Source organism: Pseudomonas putida, assembly GCA_041879295.1.
Classification (GTDB): domain Bacteria; phylum Pseudomonadota; class Gammaproteobacteria; order Pseudomonadales; family Pseudomonadaceae; genus Aquipseudomonas; species Aquipseudomonas putida_Y.
In genome coordinates, this window is sequence record CP047152.1 from 4,546,964 (window position 1) to 4,573,649 (window position 26,686).

25 protein-coding genes are annotated in these 26,686 nt (G+C 62.6%); 8 read left to right on the forward strand and 17 right to left on the reverse strand.

What is annotated here, in order from left to right; genetic code table 11:
- Nucleotides 1-56: 56 nt before the first annotated feature.
- The 4 genes from GST84_20840 to xerD all read right to left on the reverse strand — a co-directional run bounded on the left by GST84_20840 (nt 57) and on the right by xerD (nt 4,708).
- Nucleotides 57-1,466 carry a threonine synthase gene (locus tag GST84_20840; protein XGB14644.1) on the reverse strand — a complete coding sequence of 470 codons (1,410 nt, stop codon included), beginning with the start codon at nt 1,464-1,466 and terminating at the stop codon, nt 57-59.
- A gap of 60 nt (nt 1,467-1,526) precedes the next feature.
- Nucleotides 1,527-2,831: a homoserine dehydrogenase gene (locus GST84_20845; GenBank protein ID XGB14645.1), complete on the reverse strand. Its 1,305-nt coding sequence runs from the start codon at nt 2,829-2,831 to the stop codon at nt 1,527-1,529.
- Nucleotides 2,832-2,914: 83 nt separating this feature from the next.
- Nucleotides 2,915-3,658, reverse strand: a complete 744-nt coding sequence (locus tag GST84_20850) for a thioredoxin fold domain-containing protein (GenBank protein ID XGB14646.1) — start codon at nt 3,656-3,658, stop codon at nt 2,915-2,917.
- 153 nt (nt 3,659-3,811) lie between these two features.
- Complete coding sequence (gene xerD, locus GST84_20855; protein XGB14647.1) at nt 3,812-4,708, reverse strand: site-specific tyrosine recombinase XerD; 897 nt, start codon at nt 4,706-4,708, stop codon at nt 3,812-3,814.
- A gap of 68 nt (nt 4,709-4,776) precedes the next feature.
- Here xerD and GST84_20860 point away from each other — a divergent pair, with 68 nt between their 5' ends.
- On the forward strand, nt 4,777-6,582 hold the full coding sequence (locus GST84_20860; GenBank protein ID XGB14648.1) for a sodium:proton antiporter: 1,806 nt from the start codon (nt 4,777-4,779) through the stop codon (nt 6,580-6,582).
- Between the two features lie 3 nt (nt 6,583-6,585).
- Here GST84_20860 and GST84_20865 read toward each other — a convergent pair whose 3' ends face one another.
- The 6 genes from GST84_20865 to GST84_20890 all read right to left on the reverse strand — a co-directional run bounded on the left by GST84_20865 (nt 6,586) and on the right by GST84_20890 (nt 10,666).
- Complete coding sequence (locus GST84_20865; protein ID XGB14649.1) at nt 6,586-6,993, reverse strand: acyl-CoA thioesterase; 408 nt, start codon at nt 6,991-6,993, stop codon at nt 6,586-6,588.
- A gap of 94 nt (nt 6,994-7,087) precedes the next feature.
- Nucleotides 7,088-7,438 carry a 50S ribosomal protein L19 gene (gene rplS / locus GST84_20870; GenBank protein XGB14650.1) on the reverse strand — a complete coding sequence of 117 codons (351 nt, stop codon included), beginning with the start codon at nt 7,436-7,438 and terminating at the stop codon, nt 7,088-7,090.
- A gap of 42 nt (nt 7,439-7,480) precedes the next feature.
- A complete protein-coding gene (gene trmD, locus GST84_20875) occupies nt 7,481-8,233 on the reverse strand; it encodes a tRNA (guanosine(37)-N1)-methyltransferase TrmD (protein XGB14651.1) in 753 nt (250 codons plus the stop codon).
- Nucleotides 8,234-8,236: 3 nt separating this feature from the next.
- Nucleotides 8,237-8,773 (reverse strand): ribosome maturation factor RimM, encoded by a 537-nt coding sequence (rimM, locus tag GST84_20880; protein XGB14652.1) that lies wholly within the window; start codon nt 8,771-8,773, stop codon nt 8,237-8,239.
- A gap of 5 nt (nt 8,774-8,778) precedes the next feature.
- Nucleotides 8,779-9,030 (reverse strand): 30S ribosomal protein S16, encoded by a 252-nt coding sequence (rpsP, locus tag GST84_20885; protein XGB14653.1) that lies wholly within the window; start codon nt 9,028-9,030, stop codon nt 8,779-8,781.
- Between the two features lie 259 nt (nt 9,031-9,289).
- Nucleotides 9,290-10,666 (reverse strand): signal recognition particle protein, encoded by a 1,377-nt coding sequence (locus GST84_20890; GenBank protein ID XGB14654.1) that lies wholly within the window; start codon nt 10,664-10,666, stop codon nt 9,290-9,292.
- Between the two features lie 311 nt (nt 10,667-10,977).
- On the opposite strand from GST84_20890, the gene GST84_20895 reads away from it, so the two are divergent.
- The 3 genes from GST84_20895 to GST84_20905 all read left to right on the forward strand — a co-directional run bounded on the left by GST84_20895 (nt 10,978) and on the right by GST84_20905 (nt 14,570).
- Nucleotides 10,978-11,787, forward strand: a complete 810-nt coding sequence (locus GST84_20895; protein ID XGB14655.1) for an inner membrane protein YpjD — start codon at nt 10,978-10,980, stop codon at nt 11,785-11,787.
- A gap of 9 nt (nt 11,788-11,796) precedes the next feature.
- Nucleotides 11,797-13,002, forward strand: a complete 1,206-nt coding sequence (locus tag GST84_20900; protein XGB14656.1) for a CBS domain-containing protein — start codon at nt 11,797-11,799, stop codon at nt 13,000-13,002.
- Nucleotides 13,003-13,271: 269 nt separating this feature from the next.
- A complete protein-coding gene (locus GST84_20905) occupies nt 13,272-14,570 on the forward strand; it encodes an MFS transporter (protein ID XGB14657.1) in 1,299 nt (432 codons plus the stop codon).
- Nucleotides 14,571-14,607: 37 nt separating this feature from the next.
- Here GST84_20905 and purT read toward each other — a convergent pair whose 3' ends face one another.
- The 5 genes from purT to GST84_20930 all read right to left on the reverse strand — a co-directional run bounded on the left by purT (nt 14,608) and on the right by GST84_20930 (nt 17,890).
- Nucleotides 14,608-15,789: a formate-dependent phosphoribosylglycinamide formyltransferase gene (gene purT / locus GST84_20910; protein XGB14658.1), complete on the reverse strand. Its 1,182-nt coding sequence runs from the start codon at nt 15,787-15,789 to the stop codon at nt 14,608-14,610.
- A 76-nt stretch (nt 15,790-15,865) separates the two neighbouring features.
- Nucleotides 15,866-16,333 (reverse strand): preQ0 transporter, encoded by a 468-nt coding sequence (locus GST84_20915; protein ID XGB14659.1) that lies wholly within the window; start codon nt 16,331-16,333, stop codon nt 15,866-15,868.
- Between the two features lie 195 nt (nt 16,334-16,528).
- Nucleotides 16,529-16,732, reverse strand: a complete 204-nt coding sequence (locus tag GST84_20920; protein ID XGB14660.1) for a DUF1289 domain-containing protein — start codon at nt 16,730-16,732, stop codon at nt 16,529-16,531.
- Complete coding sequence (locus GST84_20925) at nt 16,722-17,246, reverse strand: gamma carbonic anhydrase family protein (protein XGB14661.1); 525 nt, start codon at nt 17,244-17,246, stop codon at nt 16,722-16,724. The genes GST84_20920 and GST84_20925 overlap by 11 nt, the downstream gene beginning before the upstream one ends.
- A gap of 44 nt (nt 17,247-17,290) precedes the next feature.
- The gene (locus tag GST84_20930) at nt 17,291-17,890 is read right to left on the reverse strand and encodes a CoA pyrophosphatase (GenBank protein ID XGB14662.1); all 600 of its coding nucleotides are present in this window, start codon (nt 17,888-17,890) and stop codon (nt 17,291-17,293) included.
- Between the two features lie 123 nt (nt 17,891-18,013).
- On the opposite strand from GST84_20930, the gene GST84_20935 reads away from it, so the two are divergent.
- From GST84_20935 to GST84_20950, 4 genes are all read left to right on the forward strand, one after another.
- The gene (locus GST84_20935) at nt 18,014-18,565 is read left to right on the forward strand and encodes an NUDIX domain-containing protein (GenBank protein ID XGB14663.1); all 552 of its coding nucleotides are present in this window, start codon (nt 18,014-18,016) and stop codon (nt 18,563-18,565) included.
- 22 nt (nt 18,566-18,587) lie between these two features.
- Nucleotides 18,588-19,142 (forward strand): L,D-transpeptidase family protein, encoded by a 555-nt coding sequence (locus GST84_20940; GenBank protein ID XGB14664.1) that lies wholly within the window; start codon nt 18,588-18,590, stop codon nt 19,140-19,142.
- A 160-nt stretch (nt 19,143-19,302) separates the two neighbouring features.
- Nucleotides 19,303-20,988 (forward strand): ShlB/FhaC/HecB family hemolysin secretion/activation protein, encoded by a 1,686-nt coding sequence (locus GST84_20945; GenBank protein ID XGB14665.1) that lies wholly within the window; start codon nt 19,303-19,305, stop codon nt 20,986-20,988.
- 27 nt (nt 20,989-21,015) lie between these two features.
- Nucleotides 21,016-25,542, forward strand: coding sequence for a filamentous hemagglutinin N-terminal domain-containing protein (locus tag GST84_20950; protein XGB14666.1), 4,527 nt, complete (start codon nt 21,016-21,018; stop codon nt 25,540-25,542).
- Between the two features lie 160 nt (nt 25,543-25,702).
- Here the strand turns inward: GST84_20950 and GST84_20955 are convergent, their stop codons facing one another.
- Both GST84_20955 and GST84_20960 read right to left on the reverse strand, forming a co-directional pair.
- A complete protein-coding gene (locus GST84_20955) occupies nt 25,703-26,338 on the reverse strand; it encodes a hypothetical protein (protein XGB14667.1) in 636 nt (211 codons plus the stop codon).
- Nucleotide 26,339: 1 nt separating this feature from the next.
- The gene (locus GST84_20960; protein XGB14668.1) at nt 26,340-26,561 is read right to left on the reverse strand and encodes a DNA-binding protein VF530; all 222 of its coding nucleotides are present in this window, start codon (nt 26,559-26,561) and stop codon (nt 26,340-26,342) included.
- Nucleotides 26,562-26,686: the final 125 nt, after the last annotated feature.

A 26,686-nucleotide genomic window follows, 5' to 3' on the forward strand; every position in this document is an offset into this window, starting at 1 on the left:
CCAGAGGGAAAAGGCTGAGACTTTGGGGCCGCGCTGCAGCCCCAAAAGCAATGCTATTACAGCGGCTTGCCGCGGTTGCCGTGCTGGCTGACAAAGCCCTGTACAGCCTTCAGGTCATTGGCCAGTACCGTGCAACGCTCTTCACGGCTGAACAGGTCGCTGAGGTGCGCGGGTAGTTCCAGCGCCTTGCCCACACCGGCCTTCTCCACCGCGTCCGGGAACTTGACCGGGTGCGCAGTACCCAGCACCACCATTGGCGTGTCCAGGCTGCGGCGGCACTCGCGGGCAGCCTTGACGCCAATGGCAGTATGCGGGTCGAGCACTTCACCGGTGGCGGCGAACACTTCTGCGATGGTCTCGCAGGTTTGCTCGTCGCTGACAGCCAGCGAGTCGAACAGTTTGCGGGCTTCGGTCCAGCGGTCTTGCTCGACGCTGAAGCCGCCACCTTGCTTGAAGTTGGCCATCAGCTCGGCAATAGCACCACCGTTGCGGCCATGCAGGTCGAACAGCAGGCGCTCGAAGTTGGACGAAACCATGATGTCCATCGACGGCGACAGGGTGGCGTGCAGGGTTTCCTTGACGTACTGGTTGCCGCTCATGAAGCGGTGCAGGATGTCGTTGCGGTTGGTGGCGACGATCAATTGGCTGACCGGCAGGCCCATGTTGCGCGCCAGGTAGCCGGCGAAGATGTCGCCGAAGTTGCCGGTTGGTACCGAGAACGCCACCGAGCGCGCCGGGCCACCCAGCTGCAGGGCTGCATGGAAGTAGTAGACGATCTGGGCCATGATCCGCGCCCAGTTGATCGAGTTGACGGCGACCAGGCGGGTGCCCTTGAGGAACGACTGGTCGGCGAAACTGGCCTTGACCATTTCCTGGCAGTCGTCGAAGTTGCCTTCGATGGCGATGTTGTGGATGTTGTCGCCAAAGATGGTAGTCATCTGGCGGCGCTGCACTTCCGACACGCGCTGGTGCGGGTGCAGGATGAAGATGTCGACGTTGTCGCAACGGCGGCAGCCTTCGATCGCGGCGGAACCGGTATCACCGCTGGTGGCACCGATGATGACCACGCGCTCGTTGCGTTTGGCCAGCACATGGTCAAGCAGGCGACCGAGCAACTGAAGGGCAAAGTCCTTGAACGCCAGGGTCGGGCCGTGGAACAGCTCCAGCACCCACTCGTTGCTGTTCAACTGACGCAACGGGGCGACCGCAGCGTGGGCGAACTCACCGTAGGTTTCTTCGAGGATCTTCTTGAAGTCGGCGTCGGCGATGCTGCCTTCGACGAACGGGCGCATCACGCGGAAGGCCAGCTCGTGATAGGGCAAGCCGGCCCAGGAGGCGATTTCTTCCTGGGTGAAGCGTGGCAGGTTTTCCGGTACGTAAAGCCCGCCGTCGCTGGCCAGGCCAGCCAGCAGCACGTCTTCGAAATTCAGGGCCGGTGCCTGGCCGCGGGTACTGATATAGCGCATGGGTGCAAACCTTCGATGCTGGGGCCGGGGCCGCGCGGGCGGCCCGTCGGCAAATATTTGTTAGTTGAGCTGCTCGACGCGAATGCGCACAACCTTGCCGACCACGTCCTGCAGGGCTTCCAGGGCGACGATGGCGTCGTTGATACGCTGCTCGACCACGCCATGGGTCACCAGGATCATTGGTACCAGGCCGTCCTGCTCCTCGGCTTCCTTCTGCATGATCGACTCGATGTTGATACCACGCTCCGAGAGGATGCTGGCGACCTGGGCCAGTACGCCCGGGTGATCCTTGGCCTGGATGCGCAGGTAGTAGGCGCTTTCGCAGGCTTCGATCGGCAGGATCGGGTGGGCCGACAGCGAGTCTGGCTGGAAGGCCAGGTGCGGCACGCGGTTTTCCGGGTCGGAAGTCATGGCACGGACTACGTCGACCAGGTCGCCGACCACTGACGAAGCGGTAGGCTCCATACCCGCGCCGGCACCGTAGTACAGGGTGGAGCCGGCAGCATCACCGTTGACCATGACAGCGTTCATCACGCCGTTGACGTTGGCGATCAGGCGGTCGGCCGGGATCAGCGTCGGGTGCACGCGCAGCTCGATACCTTCCGCGGTGCGACGAGCCACACCCAGGTGCTTGATGCGGTAGCCCAACGCCTCGGCATAGTTCACGTCTGCCGTTGTCAGCTGGGTGATGCCTTCGGTGTAGGCCTTGTCGAACTGCAGCGGGATACCGAACGCGATGGACGCCAGGATCGTCAGCTTGTGCGCAGCGTCAATGCCTTCTACGTCAAAGGTCGGATCGGCTTCGGCGTAGCCCAGCGCCTGGGCTTCGGCCAGCACGTCCGGGAAGGCACGGCCCTTCTCACGCATTTCGGTGAGGATGAAGTTGCCAGTGCCGTTGATGATGCCAGCCAGCCAGTTGATGCGGTTGGCCGACAGGCCTTCGCGGATGGCCTTGATCACCGGGATGCCACCGGCTACGGCCGCCTCGAACGCGACAATCACACCCTTCTCGCGGGCTTTGGCGAAAATTTCGTTGCCGTGCACGGCAATCAGCGCCTTGTTGGCGGTGACCACGTGCTTGCCGTTTTCGATGGCCTTCAGCACCAGGTCGCGGGCGATGGTATAGCCACCGATCAGCTCGATGACAATGTCGATCTCCGGGTTGCTTGCAACTTCGAACACGTCAGCGGTAATGGGGGTACCGGTAATCTGGCAGTTCGGGTTCTGCGAGCGCATGGCGATCTGTGCCACTTCAATACCGCGCCCGGCACGGCGGGCAATCTCCTCGGCGTTGCGCTGAAGTACATTGAAGGTTCCGCCACCGACGGTCCCCAACCCACAGATGCCTACTTTGACCGGTTTCACTGTGAACTCCCCATTGAACGGCCGACACGTTTGCCGACCGTGAAACTTGCCGTCACCCCATGACGACGGCGTACTGAACTGGATTACTTGGCAAGTGCCAGCTTGGCGACCTGCGGTGCCGGCTGGTAGCCCGGAATGACCTGGCCGCTCTCAAGAACAATGGCCGGCGTGCCATTGACCCCGATCGACTGACCCAGCTGGAACTGCTTGCTGACCGGGTTGGTGCACTTGGCGGCCTTGATTTCTTTACCTTCGACCATTTTGTCCATCGCCCCACGGCGGTCGCTGGAGCACCACACTGCCTGCAACTGCTGGTCACCCGACGAACCGAGGCCCTGGCGCGGGAAGGCGACATAGCGCACTTCAATACCGCGACGGTTCAACTCGGGCACTTCGGCGTGCAGCTTGTGGCAGTACGGGCAGGTGGTGTCGGTGAACACGGTGATGTGCGACTTGGTTTCGCCCTTGGCAGGATAAACCACCATCTCGGCGGCTGGAATGCCGTTGATGAGCTTGGCAATACCTTGGCGTTCGGCTTTTTCGGTGAGGTTGACCGGCTTGCCGTCCTGGATCTGGAACAGGTAGCCCTGCATCACGAACTGGCCATCGGCGCTGGCATACAGCACGCGGCCGCCCTGCAACTTGACTTCATACAGGCCGTTGAGCGGACTGCTGGCCACGCTTTCCACGGGCACTTCCAGCTCGAGGTTCTGCAACGATTTACGGATGGCCTGCTCGGCACCGGCGTTGCCATCGGTTGCCGCAGCAACGGCAAAGGTACTGGCCAGCGCCAACGCGGCGGCGGCGAAAAACTGGGTCACGCGCATGGGAACTCCTGAAGGCGGACAGGGGCCGGAGGGCGCCACCTGCGGAAAATACGCGGTGACCGTGCGGCCCTTGGTGCAAACCGCCCAAGCCTACCACATCACGCTGCCCGTGAAGGAGGTCGCAAGGACCGGTCGGCGGAACATGAAAAACATTCATCCACGTGGGTGGTGCTGGGCGTGCAACTGCTGCAGACGGGCCTTGGCGACGTGGGTATAGATCTGCGTGGTCGAAAGGTCACTGTGGCCCAGCAGCATCTGCACCACACGCAAGTCGGCACCGTGGTTGAGCAGGTGGGTGGCAAAGGCATGCCGCAGGGTGTGCGGCGACAGCGGCTTGTCGATGCCGGCAACCCGTGCGTGGTGCTTGATACGGTGCCAGAAGGTCTGGCGCGTCATCTGCTCGCCGCGCTGGCTGGGGAACAGCACGTCGCTGGGCCGGCCGTTGAGCAGTTCGGCGCGGCCATTGCGCTGGTAGCGTTCCAGCCACACCACAGCTTCTTCGCCCATGGGCACCAGGCGCTCCTTGCTGCCCTTGCCCATTACCCGCAGCACACCTTGGCGCAGGTTGACCTGATCGAGGGTCAGGCTGACCAGTTCGGTGACCCGAAGACCGCAAGCGTAGAGCACTTCGAGCATGGCACGGTCGCGCTGGCCAATGGCTTCGCCCAGGTCCGGAGCCTGCAGCAAGGCTTCGACGTCAGCTTCGGACAGCGACTTGGGCAGCGGCTTGCCCAATTGCGGCATATCGACCTGCAGGGTCGGGTCAATGGCCACCAGCTTTTCACGCAGCAGATAACGGAAGAAGCCGCGCAGGCCGGACAGGAAACGCGCCGTGGAACGTGGCTTGTAGCCCTGGTCCAGGCGCCAGGCCAGGTGATCGAGGATCAGGTCGCGGCCGGCGTCTGGCAACGATACCGAGTGCTCCTGCAACCAGCCATTGAACAGGGCCAGGTCGCTACGGTAGGACACGCGGGTGTTGTCGGACAGGCCTTTTTCCAGCCAAAGGGCGTCAAGGAACTGGTCGATCAGGGGGTGGTCGAGGGCGGGCATGAAATCTCGGTGGCAAACGACGAAATGGCGCTTAGTCTTTCATAACAACGCCGGCATAGGGAGCCCGCATGAACGAACAGCAGATCCTTCTGAGTGTGGGCGGCATCGGCGCAGCGGCGCTCGCCTGCCAGTGGCTGGCCTGGCGCCTGAAGCTGCCGGCAATTCTGTTCCTGCTGTTGGCCGGGATCCTTGCCGGTCCAGCGCTGGGATGGCTCGACCCCGAGGCGCTGTTCGGCCCATTGCTGATGCCGCTGGTGTCGCTGGCGGTAGCGCTGATTCTGTTCGAAGGCAGCCTGACCCTGCACCTGTCGCAGTGGCGCGAGATCGGCAGTGTGGTGCATCGCCTGGTCACGGTGGGCGCACTGGTCACCTGGCTGGTGATTGCACTGGCAACCCACTGGCTTCTCGGGTTCGACTGGCCGCTGGCGATTCTCTTCGGCACCCTGACCCTCGTGACCGGCCCAACGGTGATCGTGCCCATGCTACGCGTGGTGCGGCCAAAGGCAGCGATCGCGAATATCCTGCGCTGGGAAGGGATCATGATCGACCCGATCGGCGCGCTGCTCGCCGTGGTGGTATACAGCTTCATCATCGCCAGCGCCGAGGGTAACGGCCTGAGCCAGAGCCTTGTTACCTTCGCCGGCGTGATCTTCTGCGGTACCGCCCTGGGCGCGGCTGGGGGCTGGCTGCTGGGGCAAATCATGCGCGAACAGTGGCTACCAGAATACCTGCACAACCTCGCGTCACTGGCGGCGGTACTGGGTATTTTCATCGCCGCCAACCAGATCGTGCACGAGTCGGGGCTGCTGGCGGTCACCGTGATGGGAATGTGGCTGGCCAACATGCGCGGGGTTGATGTGCGACAGATCCTGCACTTCAAGGAAAACCTCAGTGTGCTGCTGATTTCCGGTCTGTTCATCCTGCTGGCTGCACGCCTTGACCTGCATGCCCTGCTAGGCCTTGGCCCTGCCGTGCTGGCACTGTTGCTGGTGATCCAGTTGCTGGCACGCCCCCTCAGCGTCTGGCTGGCCACACTGGGCTCGACACTCAACTGGCGGGAGCGCGCGCTGCTGGCCTGGATTGCTCCACGCGGTATCGTTGCCGCAGCCGTTTCAGCCATTTTTGCCATCCGCCTGGACCAGGCCGGCCACCAGGATGCCTTGCTGCTGGTACCGTTGACCTTCGCGGTAATCATCGGCACGGTGGTACTGCAAAGCGCCACGGCCAGGCCGCTGGCACGCTTGCTCAAGGTCGCCGAACCGGCCCCCAGCGGGTTTCTCATCGTCGGTGCCAACGAGCCGGCCCGGGCCATCGCCAAAACCCTTCAGCAATTGGGCTGCCGGGTTTTGCTGACGGACTCCAGTTGGGAAAACATCCGCGCCGCGCGCATGGACGGGCTCACGACCTATTTTGGCAACCCGGCCTCGCAGCATGCCGACGCCCATCTGGACCTGGTCGGCCTCGGGCACTTGCTGGGCCTCTCTCCTGCCGGCGAAATCAATGCATTGGCCTGCGCCAGGTTCCGTCATGATTTCGGGCACAACCGGCTATTCGTGCTAGCCAGTGGCCTGGAGAAACAACGCAGCGACAAACATCGGGCGGCCGAAGAGCACCGCGGGCATCTATTGGGGGCCAAGCCGATGACCTATTTGCAACTGGCCAACCGCATGCATCAGGGCGCCGAGTTGTATAGCACCACCCTGACCGAAGGCTTTGGCTGGGACGCCTACCAGGCGCTGCATGGCGAGCGTGCACACTTGCTGTTCGCACGCGATGACCATGGCTGGGTTCATGTAGCCAGCCCTGATAACCCGTTACAGCCACAACCGGGCTGGACCCTGGTGGCATTGATCGAGCCAGCACCGGAGCCGTGACACTCAGGCGCCTGGCAGCACGGGCACCGGGCGCTTGTCCTCGTCGATGGCGACGAAGCTGAACACCCCATGGATCGCACGGTCACGGCCATCCAGGTACATGTTCTCGACAAACACATCCACCTGCACCTGCAAGCTGGTATTGCCGACCTTGATCACCGTACCCACCAGCTCGACGATCGAGCCCGCCGGAATCGGGTGCTTGAAATCGATGCGGTCGGTAGACACGGTCACCAACGGCAGGCGGCAGAAACGCGTGGCAGCGATGAACGACACTTCGTCCATCCAGGCCAGGGCGGTGCCGCCGAACAGGGTGTTGTGGTGGTTGGTGGTATTGGGGAACACCGCCTTGGTCACGCGGGTAACCGACAGTTCGGTGCGGCGCTGGATTTCCTGGTCTCGGGTAGTCATGGCAATCACATTTTCGGGGGTTCAAAACGCAAAAAAGCAGCCCGAAGGCTGCTTCTTTCTCGCTAGGCGGCCTCGGCCACCGGGCAAACTGTACTCAGGACAGTTTTTCCTTGATGCGAGCGGCTTTGCCGGACAGGTCGCGCAGGTAGTACAGCTTGGCTTTACGCACGTCACCACGACGTTTCACGGCCAGGCTGTCGATTTGCGGGCTGTAGGTCTGGAAGGTACGCTCTACGCCAACGCCGCTGGAGATCTTGCGCACGGTGAAGGCGCTGTTCAGACCGCGGTTACGCTTGGCGATAACGACGCCTTCGAACGCCTGCAGACGGGAACGCTCACCTTCCTTCACTTTAACCTGAACGACAACGGTGTCGCCTGGTGCGAAGGTCGGGATTTCCTTGCTCATCTGCTCGGCTTCGAGCTGCTGGATGATCTTGTTGGTCATGCTGTGCTCCTAAGATGGATACGCGATCCACCATCGATACGTTTAACTATCGTCCCGCTCGTGGAGATATTCCTCGAGCAGCTTCTTCTCTTCTCCAGAAAGCGAGCGACTTTCCAGAAGATCGGCGCGTCGTTCGAAGGTCCTACCAAGGGACTGCTTCATCCTCCAACGCCGGATATGTGCATGGTTGCCACTTAGCAACACGTCGGGAACACGCTGATCCGCATACACCTCAGGCCGGGTGTAGTGCGGGCAATCGAGCAGACCGTCGGTGAAAGAATCTTCTTCCGCCGAGTCCACATGCCCTAAAGCTCCGGGCAGCAGCCGCGTAACCGCATCGATCAGTACCATGGCCGGCAGCTCGCCACCGGAAAGCACATAGTCACCAATCGACCACTCCTCATCGACATGAGCCTCGATAAAGCGCTCGTCGATGCCTTCATAACGACCGGCGATCAGGATCAACGATTCCTGTTCGGCCAGGCCTTTGACCGCCTGCTGAGTCAGCTTGCGGCCTTGTGGCGAAAGGTAGATCACCTTCGCCGCTGCTCCGGTCGCCTGCCTGGCGCTAACCAAGGCGTCTTCCAGAGGCTTGATTTTCATCACCATGCCCGGACCACCGCCAAACGGCCGATCATCTACCGTGTGGTGACGATCTGTGGTGTAGTCCCGCGGGTTCCAGCAAGTCACCTGAAGCAACCCTTGTTTCACCGCGCGGCTGGTAATGCCGTACTCCGTGATGGCCGAGAACATCTCGGGGAACAACGTGATGACGTCTACGCGAAGGTTACCCATCGTTTAGAAGTCCGCGTCCCATTCGACCCGCATCACGCCTGCTTCCAGGTCGATTGCCGGCACACATTGCTCTGTATAGGGCAACAGACGCTCGCGATCATCCAGGCTGCCTGCGCAGGGCTTGACCACCATTACATCGTTCGCACCGGTCTCCAACAGGTGATCGACCTTGCCGAACAGTTGTTCGTCCTGGTTGATGACCTTCAGACCCACCAACTGGTACCAGTAGTACTCGTCGGCAGCCAGGTTGGGCAAAAGGCTCCGCGGGATGCAGATTTCGTAACCGCTCAGAAGACGGGCTTCATCGCGATCCTCGAGACCTTTCAGTTTCACGACCAGGCCCTTTTGGGAGCCACGACCGCTGACCAGTTCGACCTGCTTTACCTTGCCTTCGTGCCGAAGCGTCCAGCGTGGATAATCCAACAGGTTTTCAATCGGATCGGTAAAGGAATACACCTTCACCTCGCCGCGAACGCCGTGAACCGAAAAAATCTTGCCAACGACGATGAGGTCGTCAGCCTTTTCTGGCGTCGCGTTCATACTATTCAGGCAGCGGCCTTGGCAGCTTCCTTCAGCAGCTGAGCAACACGCTCAGACGGCTGTGCACCCTGGCTCAGCCAGTAGGTGACGCGCTCTTGGTTGACCGACAGCTTGACTTCGGCGCCAGCAGCGATCGGGTTGAAGAAACCTACGCGCTCAACGAAACGGCCGTCACGGGCGTTACGCGAGTTGGTCACGGTCAGGTGGTAGAATGGGCGCTTTTTCGAGCCGCCACGGGCCAGACGAATGGTTACCATGTGAACATCGTTCCTATAGTCGGTGCTGCAGTTGATACAGCAGCTGGTACTGCAAATCTGAATGCCAAATAGGCACACGGGTGCCCAAAAGGCCGCATATTCTCGGGGAATACACGGACATTTGCAAATGACTTTTTCGGCAAGGCCTCGCCCTGCCGTCCAGATTTGCCGGTTGCGCCGCGAAATACGCGGCCGTTGCCCCGCTACAGCGGGGGTTCTGGGCGCTTGTCCGATAAAAGGCAGGCACCCGAATCAGGGGTTACAGCTTCGGCATGCCGCCACCTGGCAGCATCCCACCGAGGCCGCGCATCATCTTGGCCATGCCGCCTTTGGCAGAAAACTTCTTCATCATCTTCTGCATCTGCTTGTGCTGCTTGATCAGCCGGCCGATATCCTGCACCTGGGTACCGGAACCCAACGCAATACGGCGCTTGCGCGAACCGCTGATCAGGTCAGGGTCGCGGCGCTCGGCCGGGGTCATGGAGTTGATGATCGCTTCCATCTGCTTGAACTGCTTTTCGGCCGCGCCCTGGGCGTTGCCCATTTGCGACAGGTTGACCCCGCCGATGCTCGGCAGCTTGTCCATCAGGCCGCCGAGGCCGCCCATGTTCTTCATTTGCTGCAACTGGTCGCGGAAGTCTTCGAGGTCGAAGCCCTTGCCCTTCTTCAGCTTCTTGGCCAGCTTGTCGGCCTTGGCCTTGTCGATGGTCTGCTCGGCCTGCTCGATCAGACTGAGCACGTCGCCCATGCCGAGGATGCGCGAAGCGACGCGGTCGGGGTGGAACGGCTCGAGGGCCTCGGTCTTCTCACCCATACCGATGAACTTGATCGGCTTGCCGGTGATTGCACGTACCGACAGCGCGGCACCGCCACGGGCATCACCGTCGACCTTGGTCAGTACCACACCGGTCAGCGGCAGCGCCTCGCCAAACGCCTTGGCGGTGTTGGCAGCGTCCTGGCCGGTCATGGCGTCGACCACGAACAGCGTCTCGATCGGTTTGACGGCCGCGTGCAGCGCCTTGATCTCGTCCATCATGTCGGCGTCGATGTGCAGACGGCCGGCGGTGTCGACGATGACCACGTCGATGAACTTCAGCTTGGCTTCACGGATGGCGGCCTCGGCGATGGCCACCGGTTTCTGGCTGATATCGGACGGGAAGAAGGTGACGCCAATATCGTTGGCCAGTGTTTCCAACTGTTTGATCGCCGCCGGGCGATAAACGTCGGCAGACACCACCATCACACTCTTTTTCTTGCGCTCTTTAAGGAAGCGCGCCAGCTTGCCGGCGGTGGTGGTCTTACCGGCGCCCTGCAGGCCCGCCATCAGCACGACAGCAGGTGGGGCGGCGTTCAGTGCGAGGTCTTCGTTGGCCGCGCCCATCAGGCTTTCCAGCTCGGCCTGGACGATCTTCACGAAGGCCTGGCCCGGGGTCAGGCTGCGCGACACCTCGGTACCGACTGCACGATCCTTGACGCTGTTGACGAAATCCTTGACTACCGGCAGGGCAACGTCGGCCTCGAGCAGGGCCATGCGCACTTCGCGCAGCGTTTCCTTGATATTGTCTTCGGTCAGCTTGGCCTTGCCGGTGACATGGCGCAGCGTCTGTGACAGGCGGTCGGTCAGGTTTTCGAACATGGTGATCCTTTCAGGCCCAGTAAAGCCGAGGTTTGTCAGGTGCCAGGGGGGAAATACACACCCGCCGGGCACAGCAAGGCGGCGATTATAGCGAAGTGCAGCGGCGACGCACACCTTGGTAGATATTCGGTGCCTGTGCTGGCCTCTTCGCGGGCGCGCCCGCTCCCACAGGATCCTCACTGCTTGCAGGCCTGCGCCATACCTGTGGGAGCGGGCGTGCCCGCGAATGCCCTGACACAACCCTTCAGTCTTCCTAGAGCGGCAGAATCTATGCCAAACTCCGTCTCTTTAAGGCTCGCCACCCAGGACTTATGGTCTCCTCTCCAAGCCTCATCCCCAACCTGATCGCTGCCGGCTTATATATAGCGGCGGCCATCTACCAGGGCTCATACCTGTCTCAGGGCCGCAAGGCCGACAAGCGCCTGCTTGGCCTGCTGGGTGTCATCGCGGTCCTGGCCCAGGCCGGTGCGCTGTTCTTCCAGCTGATCACCCCGCTGGGCCTGAGCCTGGACTTCTTCAGCGCCGCCAGCCTGATCGCCGTGGCAGTCATCTCCCTGACCCTGCTGGCCTGCCTGCGCATACCCGTGGAAAACCTGCTGGTGCTGCTGTTCCCGCTGGGTGCGGTGACCGCGCTGATGGCCCAGTTCGCGCCACCCGGTACGGTACCGCTGATCAACGAAGAACCCGGCATCCTTGCGCATATCCTGCTGTCGATCCTGGCCTACGGGCTGTTCACCATCGCGGTGTTCCAGTCGCTGCTGCTGCTGCTGCAGGACCACCAGTTGAAGAACAAGCACCCGTCCGGGCTGATCCGCAACTTCCCGCCGCTGCAAACCATGGAAAGCCTGCTGTTCGGCTTCCTCTGGGCCGGCTGGTGCCTGCTGTCGCTGTCGCTGATCTCCGGCTGGCTGTTCCTCGACAACCTGTTCGCCCAGCACCTGGTGCACAAGACCTTGCTGGCCTGTGTCGCCTGGGTGGTGTTCAGTGTGCTGCTGTGGGGCCGCACCCGCCTGGGCTGGCGGGGCCACATGGCCATCCGCTGGACGCTGGCCGGTTTCTGCCTGCTGATGCTGGCCTATTTTGGCAGCAAGCTGGTTCGCGAATTCATCTTGCATATCTGACGGCCGCCCATGAACACCCTGCCGTACGCACCGCTATTCGGCACTCTGGCACTGGCCCTTTTGTGGTCAGCGCTGTTCACCGCTGTGGATGCTGCCCGCCTGCAGCTCAATGGCGCACTGCGCGCCGGCGAAGACGGCCAGCCCGTGCTGCCAGCCCAGGCCTTGGTGCTGTGCGCCAGCCTGGGCAAGCTGCTGGTACTGGGGCTGGCCTGCCTGGTCGGCCAGCGCCAGAGTGGCGAGCACGGCTTCTGGCTGGCTGGCATGGCCGCCACCCTCGCCTTGCTGGTGTTTGCCGAATACCTGCCACGACGCCTGGCCCGGCGTAACCCGCAGGCGTTCGTGAGCCTTGGTGCCAGCCTGCTGAAAGTGCCCCTCGCCCTGCTGCAGCCACTGGCCTGCCTGCTGGACGGCGCCGCCAAGCTGATTCTGCGCCCGTTCCGGGCACAGCCCACGGCGGTGGCCCTGCACGCGCAGGATGCCGACGACTTCGATGAGGATGAACAGCACGAAGCGCCTCGCCATGGCATGCTCGACGGCCTGCAGTCGCTGGACAAGATCACCGTCAACGACATCCTGGTGCCGCGCAACGAAGTGGATGGTATCAACCTCGACGAGCCGATCGAACGCATCATCGAGCAACTGATCGCCAGCCGCCACACCCGCCTGCCGGTCTACCACAACGACATCAACCAAGTCGAAGCGATTCTCAACACCAAGCTGATCAGTCACCTGCTGCCCAAGGCCGAGCTGACCCTCGAAGCGCTGCACGGCGCCTGCTACGAACCCTATTTCGTACCGGAAAGCACGCCCCTGCAAATGCAGTTGTTGAACTTCCACAAGCAGCAACGCCGCTTGGGCGTGGTCGTGGACGAGTACGGCGAAGTACTGGGTATCGTCACCCTGGAAGACATTCTCGAAGAGATCGTCGGTGAGTTCGAGGACGAACAGAGCCTGGACAACCCGCATGTGCACCCGCAGCCCGATGGCACCTTCGTCATCGATGGCACCGCTTCGTTACGCGAAATCAACCGCACCCTGGGCTGGCACCTGCCCTGCGACGGCGGGCCGAAAACCCTCAACGGGCTGGTTACCGAAGCGCTGGAAAGCATCCCGGAAAGCGCTGTTTGCCTGAAGATAGGCCGTTATCGCCTGGAAATCCTTGAAACAGAGGACAATTGCGCCAGCAAGGTACTGGTGTGGACCGTGACCCGATAGCTATACTCGGGTCGCGCTTACCCAGCCCCGCCGTCACGCCTGCTACCCGCACCCGGCGCTCCACGGCCAGTCCGCTCCACTGATATGCCTTGCGGTCCTGCGTCAACACCCCCGAACAGTACCCGCCCCGCCCCTACCCCCCCTTGGGCTATCGTCAGTCGGGCGCACACAACAATACGCTCCGGCGTCCGCGTAACCGTGCCATTTACATGGCATGCCATCGCGGGCCAAGCCCATGGAGCCGGACCAGACTGTCAGGGACCTATTCAATGACAAGCAGCACTTACGCCCAAGCACCCGCCGCGCCAGTCAACTCGCCTGCGCGGGTAGCCACCGCCAGCTTCATCGGCACGGCCATCGAGTTCTATGATTTCTACGTCTACGCCACCGCCGCCGCCTTGGTGATCGGCCCGGTGTTCTTCCCGTCCGGGTCGGGCACCGCGCAAATGCTGGCCGCCTTCCTCACCTTCGGTATCGCCTTCCTCGCCCGCCCACTGGGCTCGGCGTTGTTCGGCCATTTTGGCGACCGCATCGGCCGCAAGTCGACGCTGGTCGCCTCGCTGCTGCTGATGGGCGTATCCACTACCGCCATTGGCGTGCTGCCGGGCTATGACAGCATTGGCGTGTGGGCGCCGATCATTCTCTGCCTGCTGCGTTTTGGCCAAGGCCTGGGCCTGGGTGGCGAATGGGGTGGCGCGGCCTTGCTGGCTACCGAGAACGCTCCGGAAGGCAAACGTGCCTGGTTTGGCATGTTCCCGCAGTTGGGCCCTTCAATCGGCTTCCTGGCTGCCAACGGCCTGTTCCTGACCCTGGCGCTGGTGCTCAGCGACGAGCAGTTCCGCGAGTGGGGCTGGCGTATTCCGTTCCTGCTCAGCGCCGCCCTGGTACTGGTTGGCCTGTACGTGCGCCTGAAGCTCGAAGAGAGCCCGGTGTTCGCCAAGGCCGTTGCCCGCCACGAGCGGGTGAAAATGCCGGTGGTCGACCTGTTCTCGAAATACTGGCTGCCAACCCTGCTGGGCGCTGCGGCCATGGTGGTGTGCTATGCGCTGTTCTACATTTCCACGGTGTTCTCGCTGAGCTACGGCGTGACCACACTGGGCTACAGCCGCGAAACGTTCCTTGGCCTGCTGTGCTTCGCGGTGGTGTTCATGGCACTGGCCACACCGTTGTCAGCCTGGCTCAGTGACCGTTACGGGCGTAAGCCGGTACTGATCGTCGGCGGCCTGCTGGCGATAGCTTCGGGCTTTACCATGGAGCCACTGCTGACCTCGGGATCGACCACGGGCGTGGCGCTGTTCCTGGCCATCGAGCTGTTCCTGATGGGCGTGACCTTTGCGCCGATGGGGGCACTGCTGCCAGAGCTGTTCCCGACTCACGTACGTTATACCGGGGCCTCGGCGGCGTATAACCTGGGCGGTATCGTCGGCGCCTCGGCGGCTCCGTTCTTTGCCCAGAAGCTGGTGAGCATGGGCGGGTTGAGCTGGGTGGGGGGTTATGTGTCGGTGGCGGCGGTGATCAGCCTGATTGCCGTGCTGTGCCTGAAAGAGACGCGCAATACCGCGCTGTAAGCGACTGGGGCCGCTTTGCGGCCCCAGCACTCTCGGATCAGAACTCGACCTTGACCGCCTGAGCTGCACGCGTCGCCTTGACCCGCGCCAGTTCGACCGATTCGTCACGCGCCAGGCACACACCCATGCGACGGGTACCGTTGATTTCCGGCTTGCCGAACAGGCGAATGGCGGTATCCGGCTCGCTCAGCGCTGCGCCCAGGTTGGCGAAGCTGGTCTGTTGGGACTGGCCTTCGGGCAAGATCACTGCCGAGGCCGACGGACCGAACTGACGCACCACCGGAATCGGCAGGCCGAGAATGGCGCGGGCATGCAGGGCGAATTGCGACAGGTCCTGGGAAATCAGGGTGACCAGCCCCGTGTCATGCGGGCGCGGCGACACTTCGCTGAACCACACCTGGTCGCCCTTCACGAACAGCTCCACACCAAACAGGCCGCGACCGCCGAGGGCATCGGTGACCGCCTTGGCCACGCGCTGCGATTCGGCCAGCGCCTTCGGGCTCATGGCCTGTGGCTGCCAGGACTCCTGGTAATCGCCCTTCTCCTGACGGTGGCCGACGGGCTCGAGGAAGGTGGTGCCGCCCACGTGGCGCACGGTCAGCAGGGTGATTTCATATTCGAAGTCGATGAAACCCTCGACGATCACCCGACCCTTGCCAGCGCGACCGCCTTCCTGGGCATAGTCCCACGACTTCTGCAGGTCAGCATCGCTGCGCAGCAGGCTCTGGCCCTTGCCCGACGAGCTCATCACCGGTTTGACCACGCACGGGTAACCCAGGTCGGCTACGGCCTTGGCGTAGTCTTCATAGGTGTCGGCGAAGTGGTACGGCGAGGTTGGCAGGTCCAGCTCTTCGGCAGCCAGGCGGCGGATGCCTTCGCGGTTCATGGTCAACTGGGTGGCGCGGGCGGTCGGCACCACGGTAAAACCTTCGTTTTCCAGCTCGACCAGGGTGGCGGTGGCGATGGCTTCGATTTCCGGAACGATGTAGTGCGGCTTCTCGGCTTCGATTACCGCGCGCAGGGCAACGCCATCAAGCATGTTGATCACATGGCTGCGGTGCGCCACCTGCATTGCCGGAGCATTGGCGTAACGGTCGACGGCGATTACTTCGACGCCCAGGCGCTGCAGCTCGATTACCACTTCCTTGCCCAGCTCGCCACAGCCGCAGAGCAGTACACGGGTCGCGGTAGGCGACAATGGGGTTCCGATACGGGTCATTTCAGGTCCTCGAAGGCATCCGGGGCCGCGCCAGACTAGGCGCCACCCGCTGAAAAAGGACCGCTATTCTACACCATCAACCGGCGACGGCGGCCCGCCGTGCGCGAAATGCCATGGCCAGCCACACCGCCGTTACACCGGCGAACTTCGAGGCCATCGCGGTGCCGATCACTACCGGGGTCAGAGCGCCGATCATGCCGAAGAAAATGAAGGTATCCACCGGGATGCTCAACGCCGAGCTGAGCCACAGGCGGTCGCGCAGGGGCCGACGGGTGATGCTGAACACCAGCCAGTCGATCAGCTCGGAGATGAAAAATGCGCTGGCGCTGGCCAGCGCGATCGCAGGCTCCGAAGTGACATAGGACAGCACCAGAGCCACCAGCATGGCGAACAGGGCGCCATGACCGAAGCGGGTCTGCACCATGTCACGCAGGATAAACACCAGGCCGCCCCAGGCGGACCAGATGATGTCCAGGTGCGGGGCACTTGAGAAGGCGTAGTTGATCAGCACTACGCTGCTGATGTAGGCAATCAGATAGAACATGGCGGGCAGTCTGTGGGCAAGCCGTACAGATTACCGCTGGGCCGTTCGCGGGTAAACCCGCTCCCACAGATGTTGTGAGGCCCGAAAGGCTGACGCTGTACCTGTGGGAGCGGGCATGCCCGCGAAGCTGCCACTGCGGTGCATGGCTCCGGCTTCGCCGGTGTTCGCCGGCACGCCCGCCCCCACAGGTTCGCGTCAGGCCTGCAAAATGAGGCCGGCTTCTACCGCCCGTTCATGGCAACGCTTGAGCACCGCCCGACGCTCATCATTGTCCATCCGCCCCCAGCGACCAATCTCCGCCACGGTACGCTGGCAGCCGGTGCAGATATCCTGCTCGTCCAGCGCACAAATACTCACACACGGCGAAGCCACCGGCCGCTCGACCACTTCACTCATCATCAACCACCAGATCCCGCGCATAGCGCTGGGCATTGTGCACGTAATGTGCGGCACTGGCTTCAAGCATGCGCTTCTGCTGCTCGGTCAGTTCGCGTACCACCTTGCCCGGCGAGCCCATCACCAGCGAACCATCCGGGATTTCCTTGCCCTCGGCAATCAGTGCGTTGGCGCCGATGATGCAGTGTTTGCCGATGCGCGCACCATTGAGGATTACGGCGTTGATACCGACCAGGCTGAAGTCGCCCACCGTGCAGCCATGCAACATGGCGTTGTGGCCGACGGTTACGCCCTTGCCCAACGTCAGGGGCGAGCCCATGTCAGTGTGCATCACCGTGCCATCCTGCACGTTGCTGCCTTCGCCGATATCGATCAGCTCGTTATCCCCGCGCAACACCGCCCCAAACCACACACTGGCATTGGCTTGCAGGCGCACGCGGCCAATGAGCGTGGCGTTGGGTGCGGCCCAACTGGTGGGGTGGCTCTCGACCCGCAGGTCGCCCAGGCGATATTTCATGCTTGCTCCTCAGGCTGCGACGCAGACGGCGGGGTAGGCCCCGCTCAATTTTCGATGTAACGCTCCGGCGGCTGATGCAGGCTGATACCGGCATCGAACAGCAGGTTGACCAGCTCGACGATCATGATCGCCGACAAACCCCAGATCTTGTATTCGCCATAACGATAGCTTGGCACGAACCAGCTACGGCCCTGGTAATCGATACGGTGGGTATGGTCGCGCGGGTCCTGGCGGAAAAACTCCAGCGGCACGGTGAACACTGCCGCAATCTCGGCATCATTGGCGCGATATTCGACGAAGTCGGGAATAAGCCCGACGAATGGCGTCACTTTCAGGCCATGTAGCGAAATCAGCGGGCTGAGCGGGCCAATCACCTCCACCAGGCCAGGAGGCAGGCCGATTTCTTCTTCAGCCTCGCGCAGGGCAGTAAACACCAGGTCCGGGTCTTCCGGGTCCCGACGGCCACCGGGAAAGGCCACTTCACCACCGTGGGTAGACAGCCCCTTGGCGCGCAGGGTCAAGACCAGCTCGGGCGCTTCGCTGCGGGTAATGGGCAAGAGGACCGCCGCTTCGGGGAACCGTCTGTCGGTTTCCAGTGATGCGGGTTGGTGGTTGCTCATTCGGCGAAGTAGCTCGTCCAGCATTGCGCACGCTCGTATCCAGGTCCTGTGTTGCATGATGCACCAAAGCCGTGAAGCACCCAAGCCCCAGCGCTTGCGGCGGCACGGTGGCCGCGCCAAGATAGCCTTGAACATAAGGAACCACACATGAAATTCTGCAGCGCGTGCGGCCAACCGGTCACTCAGCAGATCCCCGAGGGCGACAGCCGCCTGCGGTACGTCTGCGGCTCTTGCCAGACCATCCACTATCAGAACCCCAACATCGTGGCCGGCGTGCTGCCAACCTGGGGCAGCCAGGTGTTGCTGTGCCGCCGCGCCATCGAACCGCGCCGGGGCTTCTGGACCCTGCCCGCCGGTTTCATGGAAAACGGCGAAACCCTCGACCAGGCCGCACGTCGCGAAACCGTCGAGGAAGCCTGCGCCCGGGTCGGGCCGACGTCCCTGTATCAGCTGTTCGATCTACCACACATCAGCCAGGTGCATGTGTTCTTCCGCGCCGAGTTGGCGGACCTGGACTTTGCCGTCGGGGTCGAAAGCCTGGAGGTGCGCCTGTTCGAAGAACATGAGATACCGTGGGACGAGCTGGCTTTCCGCACCGTCACTCGCACACTAGAATGCTACTATCGCGACCGCATCGGCCAGCACTACCCCATTGGCCATGAATACCTGCCGCCGATGAACGTTTCGCCACACACCTAAAAGCCTTCAGGGATACTGTTACATGCGCTGGTTGCTTGCCCTTTTCTGCCTTTGCGTTACCTCGGTGTCCCAGGCGGCCTTCACCGAAACCATCATCCGCAAGCCCGCGCCGGCAGCGCAAACCCCATCGCCTTCGCAGCAAGCCATGCAACCGTTGATCGACAAGGTGCTGGTGATCAAGTCCGAGCGCCGCTTGCAGCTGATCAGCCGTGGCGAGCCGCTGAAAACCTACCGCATCTCGCTGGGCAAGCAGCCCAAGGGCGCCAAGGAACGCGAAGGCGACAAGAAAACCCCTGAGGGCTTGTACTGGCTGGACTGGCGCAAGCAAAGCGACCGCTTCAACCTGGCCATGCACATCAATTACCCGAACATCAGCGATGCCGCCCGCGCGACCCGGGCAGGGGTGAATGCCGGCAGCATGATCATGATTCACGGCACGCCGATCAACGATGAGTACCCGGAATGGTACTTCCATACCCTGGACTGGACGGATGGTTGCATTGCCATGCGCAACCGCGACATGCAGGAAGTATGGAATTTGGTGCGGGATGGAACGCTGATCGAGATCCGGCCTTGATATAGGGCCTTCCGGTAACGGTTGTAGGAACCTTCCCACCGTTTTGCGAGAACCTGCCTTACAGGTGCTTAGGCAGGGTACTGCATCCAGGCGGGTGACTTAATTTTTAGCATCCACGCAGACGAGTACGAAAACCGTACATCATTTGCGGGGTGCTTCAATGCCGTGCCTGATTCACCGCATTGCCCATTGGCTGTCGGCCGGTTGCCTTTCTGGCTTGCTGTCCATTCCCCAGGTGCTGGCCGACGACCCTGCCAGCCAGCAGCTGCGCGATCAACAGCAGGGGCTGCGGCAGCTGGAGCAACAGCAGCGGCTGGAACGCTGGCAGCGTATACCCGCCCCGGTTGAAGCGACCAACACCACCACTTCCCGCCGCCCGCACGACGATCGCTGCTGGGCAGTCGATGGCGTGCGCGTGGCGGGCATGCACCGGCTTTCGAACTCGGCACTGGCGCCGACCCTCCGTGCTTTCACACCTGCCTGCATGGGCATCGCCGACATCAACCGGCTGCTCAAAGCCATCACCCAACGTTATGTACAAGCCGGCTACCCAACCAGCCGCCCCTACCTGCGGCAGCCCCCAGCAGAGGGCATGCCGTTGGACATCGTCATTGTCGAAGGCTTTGTCGAAACCATCGAACTGGCAGGCCCCGACCTGCCCCTGTCTCTCTCCAATGCCTTCCCAGGCCTGCTTGGGCAGCCACTGTACCTGCCCGACCTTGAGCAAGGCCTGGACCAGCTCAACCGCCTACGCGCCTATGAACTGGGCGCCACCTTGCTGCCCGGCGAACTGCAGGGCGGCACCCGCGTGGTCGTGCAGCCAGGCAAGGTTGGTTCACGCTGGCACCTGGACAGCCGCTTCGACAACCGTGGCAGCGAGCTGACCGGCCGCCACCGCATCTCCCTCGGCGTTGGCCTGGACAGCCCGCTTGGCCTCAATGATGAGCTGCGCCTGTCGTTGACCAGCACGGTGCTCGATACGCCCGGCCAAAGCCAAGGCATATCGCTGTACTACAGCATCCCCTACGGCGCCTGGACCTTTGCCCTCAGCGCCAGCCAGCTAAGTTATCAAGCCCCCCTCCCCTACAGCGACAAGGCTGCCGACGGCAGCAGCAGCTATCAGGGCCTGAGTATCGAGCGGGTATTGTGGCGCAACCAGCAAGGCATGCTCAGCGCCAGCGCCCGACTGGACCGCAAACAACTGGTCAACCGCACCGCTGGCGCGGTTATCGTCCAGCAGAGCCCGACGCTGACCACGGTAGAGGCCGGCATCAACCTGCTGTGGCTCGAAAGTGGCTTGTGGAACGGCTACTTCGGCGTTGCCCAAGGCATTGACGCATTGGGTGCCGACCGTTCGCCGTTGGGTGCTCAACGCCTGCGCCCGGACTTTCGCAAATACCGCGCCAACCTGCTGCACCTGCGTCAGGGCCCGGCACCCAAACCTTGGCGCTGGCAGAGCGAGCTGGCCCTGCAGTACAGCCGCGACCCGTTGCCTGCCGTCGAACAACTGCTGGTCAGCGACGATTCGGCTGTCCGCGGCTTTCGTCTGCGCACTTACTCCGGTGCCAGCAGCGCTGTCTGGCGCAATACGTTCAGCCAAGCGCTGCCACTGACCTGGGCCCACCCCTTCGAAATACGCCCCTACATCGGCCTGGACCAGGGCTGGGTTCGTACCGCCGAAGGCAAACCGTCGCAGCGCCTGGCCGGGGCCGCCGCAGGGTTGGAACTGAGCCTGCCCGGCAGCCGCCTGCGCCTGGACTACCAACGCGCCCTGTACACCAGCGACCTGCCCCGCCCGCGGCTGGAGCCCGGCTTCTGGGTACTGGACTGGACCCTGAACATCTGATTCACCCACAACAAAGAGAACGAGAAAATGCAAACACTCTCGCAGTTACCGCCTGTTCGCCCGGATACCTTGCGCTGGGCAATCTTCTTCGCTGTGTTCGGGCCCAGTGCCGCACTGGCTCAGACCGGGCTGGAAGCAGCCAGCGGCCCCGGGGGTACCCCGGTCATCCACAACGGCCACGGGGTACCGGTCATCGACATCGTGCCGCCCAACGCCAGGGGGCTGTCACATAACCAGTTCATCGACTACAACGTTGGCACCCCAGGCCTGGTGCTGAACAACGCCACCGCAGCCGGGCAATCGCAACTGGCCGGTGCCCTGGCGGCCAACCCGCAGTTTCAGGGCCAGGCCGCCTCGACCATTCTTAACGAAGTGGTCAGCCGCAACGCCTCGCTGATCGAGGGGCCACAGGAAATCTTCGGGCGCCCGGCCGACTACATCCTGGCCAACCCCAATGGCATCACCCTCAACGGCGGCAGTTTCATCAACACCACCCGCGCGGGCTTCGTGGTGGGCACCCCACAATTCGAGGAGCAGCAGCTCAGGTACCTCGATACGCTCACTGCCAGCGGCACCCTGCAGGTATTGGAGCGTGGTCAGGACAATGCCGGTGGCGCGCTCGAACTGATCGCACCGCGCGTAGACAGCAAAGGCCTGCTCATGGCCCGCGAAACGCTCGACATCACCGTCGGCCGCAACCGTATCGACAGCCGCAACGGCGAGGTGGTCGAACACCTGCCCAGCCCCTCTTCGAGCATTGACGCCAGCCTGTTCGGCGCCATGCGCGCCGGGCGTATCCGTGTGGTAAGTACTGCCGAAGGCGCGGGTGTGCGTGTGGGGGCCTCACAGATTCTGGGCGCCGAGGGGGTCGACATCAGCTCGGCCGGGGGCCTGCATGTCAGCGGCACTGGCGACCGCCCGACCGAGCTGCGCAGCGAGCGTGGCCTACTGAAACTCACCGCTGCCGATGACCTGATGCTTGAAACGGTCGACGGCCAGGCCCAGCGAATCGAAGCACGGGCGGGCAAGAAGCTCACACTGGACGCCAAGACAATCGAGCACATCAAGCACGACAGTGACAGCTGGAACAAGAAGTTCTGGTTCGTCACCCGCGAAACCTACAACAGCAAAACCACCACCACCCACCAGCAGCAACAGGGCAGTCAATTGCTGGGCACCGACAGCGTGCTGTTGCAGTCCGGCGACGACATGCGCATGACCGCAGCGAAGCTGGACGCCGGTAACGAGCTGACGCTAGACAGCGGTGCCGGCCTGGACATCATCGCCGGCATCGACAGCAAGCGCATCGAACAGCAGGTGCGTCATCGCAAGGACTTATGGCGCGGTGACAGCGATAGCGACCAGCTCAAGGAAACCGCAAAGGGCAGTACCCTGAGCGCCGGGCACATGTCGATAAAGGCAAGCGACAACCTCAACGTGCAGGGCAGCAGCCTGCACAGCCGCGGCGATCTGGCTATCCAGGCAAAACAGGCAGACATCGGCACCACCACCTTGCAGGAACACGGTACCCAACGCGACTACCGAGGCGACCTGGTATCCGGTACATTCTTTGGCGATCGAAAAGGTAACGACACCAAGGGCCAGGTCGTCGCGGGCAGCACGGTAACCAGCGATGGCGAGCTCACAGTGAGAGCCGACCAGGTTGCCATCAAAGGCAGCACCGTGTTCGGCAAACAGGACGCGGTGCTCTACAGCGATAACGGTTCGCTGGCCATCGAGGCAGACCATGGCAGCACGACCTCCACCCAGCGCACCAGCGACAGTAAGCTGTTCGGCCTGATCGGCAGCAAGCACGAAAGCACGGACCGCAAACAGCAGGTACTGGTCAGCGACGTCAGCTCGACCAGCAACCTGCGCCTGGCCAGCGCCGAAGAGATGCGCATCCAGGGCGCCAAGGTCGAAGCAGGCAAGCATCTGCAAGTCGAAGCCAAAGGCGACCTGCTGATTGGCAGTGCGCAATCGGTCGATGAACGCGAAACCCGCGACCAACAACGCGGTTTCACGGCCAGCGCCAGACAGACCCAGGAAGCCGAGGATGGCAAGCCGGAGTCCCGCCAGTACGCGGCTGGCGTGGCCTATGAGGTCGTTACCACCACCGCCAAGCAGCGCGCGACCACCCAGGTTGCCAGTGAGCTCAAAGGCGCCTCGGTGGGCATGAGCAGCGGCGCGCACCTGCAGGTCAACGGCAGCAAGGCCCAAGCCACTGTCGGCGACCTCGATGTGCAGGCGCGGGAAGTGACACTGGGGGCGACCCGCAATGACCGTGACACAGCCACCAGCACCACCGAAAGTGGTGGCGGGCTGACGGTAACCGGTGGCATCGACCGCCTGGGCAGTTTGTTCGAAGGCCATCACAACCGCGGGGTGCAAGCCGAACGCGAAAGCAAGGTGCAGCGCAGCGCGTTGCAGGCCAGCGGCGATCTGAAATTGCGCAGTGATGCACTGCTCACCGAGGCCGCGCACGTCGAGGCCGGCAACACCCTGCAGGTGAACGCCGAACGCATCGACAACCGTGCGGTGCAGGATACCCATGAACATGAACAAAGCCGTGACGACTGGTCGGGTAGCCTGGGCGCCAGCATCGAATACCGCGACCTGACCCGCCCTATCGAGCGCCTGGTGCTGGGTGAGGAAGCCCCGCGCTTCCAGCAAGCCTCGCCCGAAGACGCCATGGCGCCGCCCAGCGTGGGGGCCGACATGACGGTTGAACACCTCAAGCGCCTGGAAAACCAGCGCCGTGGCATTGCTCAGGTCAGCGAGTTGTCCGCAGCAAAGGTCGAGGTCAAGGCTGACACACTGGCCGACCAGGGCACAGCCTGGCGGGCCAATGCCGGCTCGCTGAAAATCGAAGCGCAGCAGCACCAGGTGAGCGCCGCCGAAAATACCCAGGAAACCACCGTTCAACGCCTGGCCTATGGTGGCGACGCGCGCCTGGACACCAGCACCGGCGAGGACTTGAATGTACGCGCCGCCGGCAAAGGAGGGTCGCTGGATAAAAAGGATATTGCCAGTACCGCCGTACCCGGCAGCCTTTACGGGCAACAGGGTATCCAGGTACAGCTGGGCAGCGATGGCCGCTACGAAGGGGCCCGCATCGATGGCGGTGAAGGCAGCGTGGTCATGCACAGTGCCGGGTCGCTGGCCTTACCCCAGGCGACCGACCAGGCCGAACAACAGTCACGCCAGCTCGATGGCAATGCCTGGGCCAAAGTCGGCAACCGCCCGGGCAGCACCGGTGTCGATGGCCGGGGGTATCTGGACCATGGCCAAAAGCTGAGCACGCAGGGCAAGGCACAAGTGGCACAAATCGACGCCAAGGGCGAGATAACGCTGACCAGCACAGGCGACCTGTTGCTCGAAGGCACGCGCATTGGTAGCCGCGAGGCCAAGGCCGCCGACATACAGGTGCAAAGTGGCGGCCAGTTGCAGGTCAAGGCGGCCAGCAATACCCAGCAAGCCGCAGGCAGCAACCTGGGTGGAGGCATGGAGCTGGCGGCCAAGGCGGGCCAGACCAAGGGGGGAGCCATCGGCGGCCACTTCAGCCACGGCAAGCAAGACGAACAAGCACGGCAGGCGGTCGATGCCCAGTTTGCCAGCAACGGCACACTGACCCTGAGCAGCAGCGCCCGCGAGGACATCGCCCTGCACCTGCAAGGCCTGCAGGCCTCGGCCGAACAGATAACCCTCGACGCCTCGAATGGCGGCATGCTGGTTGAAGCCTCTTCCAGTCAGGAGCGACGCGACGACCTCGACATCTCGGCCGGCGCCGGTTTCAACATGGCCAAGGGCGCGCTGGACACCCGCGGCTTGCATGGCCGGCTCAAGGTTGAGCTCGACAAGCGCGACAACCTCACCTGGAATACCAGTGACCTGCGCGCCGAGCGCATCAACCTGCAAAGCCGTGGCGATACCCGCATCGAGAGTGCCACCCTGGATGCAGGGCATATTGGCGGCACAATCGACGGTGACCTGCGCATCGCCAGCCTCAAGGACAGCGTCGACACCCTGAGCGTGAAGGGCGATGTCAGGCTGAGCCAGGAGAAAAACCCGCAGGGCTATGTCAACGCGGCCAAATCGGTGGCTGGCCCGCTGGGAGGCAAGGTCGAGAAAACGGCCGGTTCGGCCCTGAGCAAGGCAGACCCAGGGTTCTCGCCAACCGTCAGCCTCGACGTGTCGCATGCACAGCGCGACAACGTGACGCGTCAGACCACGCTGAAAAGCAGCGACGGCATCGACCTGCAGGTCGGTGGCAACGCTCATCTGGTGGGGGCACGCTTGCAGTCGGCCAAGGGTGACGTGAGGCTCGACGCCAACTCGGTCACCCAGGAAACGCTGAGCGGTAATGACTATCGCCGTGATCTGTCGCTGGATGCGTCGAACTCACCGGTGGACCTGGGCACGGCAATCGCCGAGATAGCCAAAAGCAAAATGGCGGCGGATGGCGAAAATGCGCTGGACCTGGGCGTGTTGAGGACCAGTGGGCATAGTCGCAGCGAGCAATGGGTTTCGAGCATGCAAGGGAAGAAGCACTAAGACGCCATCGCGGCCCAGGCCATTTGGGGATATCAGAAGTCTTGTGCCCTGCTGCTGACACCCAGGCCGCGAGTCTCCCGCTTCCACAGCGATTACCACAGCCCCTGGGCTTGTGAATTCTCTGCGGGAGCGGGCTTGCCCGCGAAGAGGCCGGCACAGGTCAAGCCAGCCTGTGCAGCCCCCGCCACCGATCCAGCCCAAGCAACACCAGCCCTATCCCCCAGAAACCCGCCAGCACCCCGAGCGCATTGAGCATCACCTGCCCATACCCCAGGCTCGCCACATCGATAAACGGATAGGCATACACGCCAATCTCGCTCCCCCGCCACAGCGCATAACCAAAGTAGACCGCCGGGTACAGCGCCCACACCAGCAAATGCCATAGCCGCAAACTGCCCTTGGGCACCTCGCACCACCAATACAAGGCATACAGCACCGGCATTACGTCGTGCAGCAACTCGTCCGCCAGCCATTGCCAACCCTGTGGTTGCCACAAATGACGCAGCAGCACGCTGTAGGCCAGCGCCACCAGTACGATACTGGCGGCCACAGCAGTGCTGACTGAAGGCGACAGGAAAAAGCGTTTGCCACGACCTTCCCGACCGAACGCGGCATAGCTGAGCACCGTCGCCACCAGGGTATTGGTCAGCACGGTGAAGTAGCCGAACACATTGATCAGGCCGCCAATCAGGCTGGCCTGTTCCTGCCAACGCGCCAGCAGCACCAGGTTCACCTGCACGGCAAGGCCGAACCAGCCCAGCACAGCCATACCGGTCAGCCAAGGGCGACGCGACATGTCAGGCCTGGCGCTGCAGCTTCACGTACAACTGTTCGACCTTTTCCCGCGCCCATGGTGTTTTGCGCAGGAACGTCAGGCTCGACTTGATGGTCGGGTTGCTCTTGAAGCAGCGCACATCGATACGCTCGGCCAGGCCAGGCCATTGGTAATGCGCCACCAGCTCGGTGAGGATCTGTTCAAGGGTCTTGCCGTGCAGCGCGTTGTGTTGGGCCGTGCTCATGCTGTGCTCCGTAGGAAAGATGCGCACCTTACACGAGTGTAGTGGTGGGAGGGATCAGTCGAGTCGACAGAAAAATCGCTGGTCAGAGACAAAACCTCTGTGATGAAATAGTTATGTTATGTTGT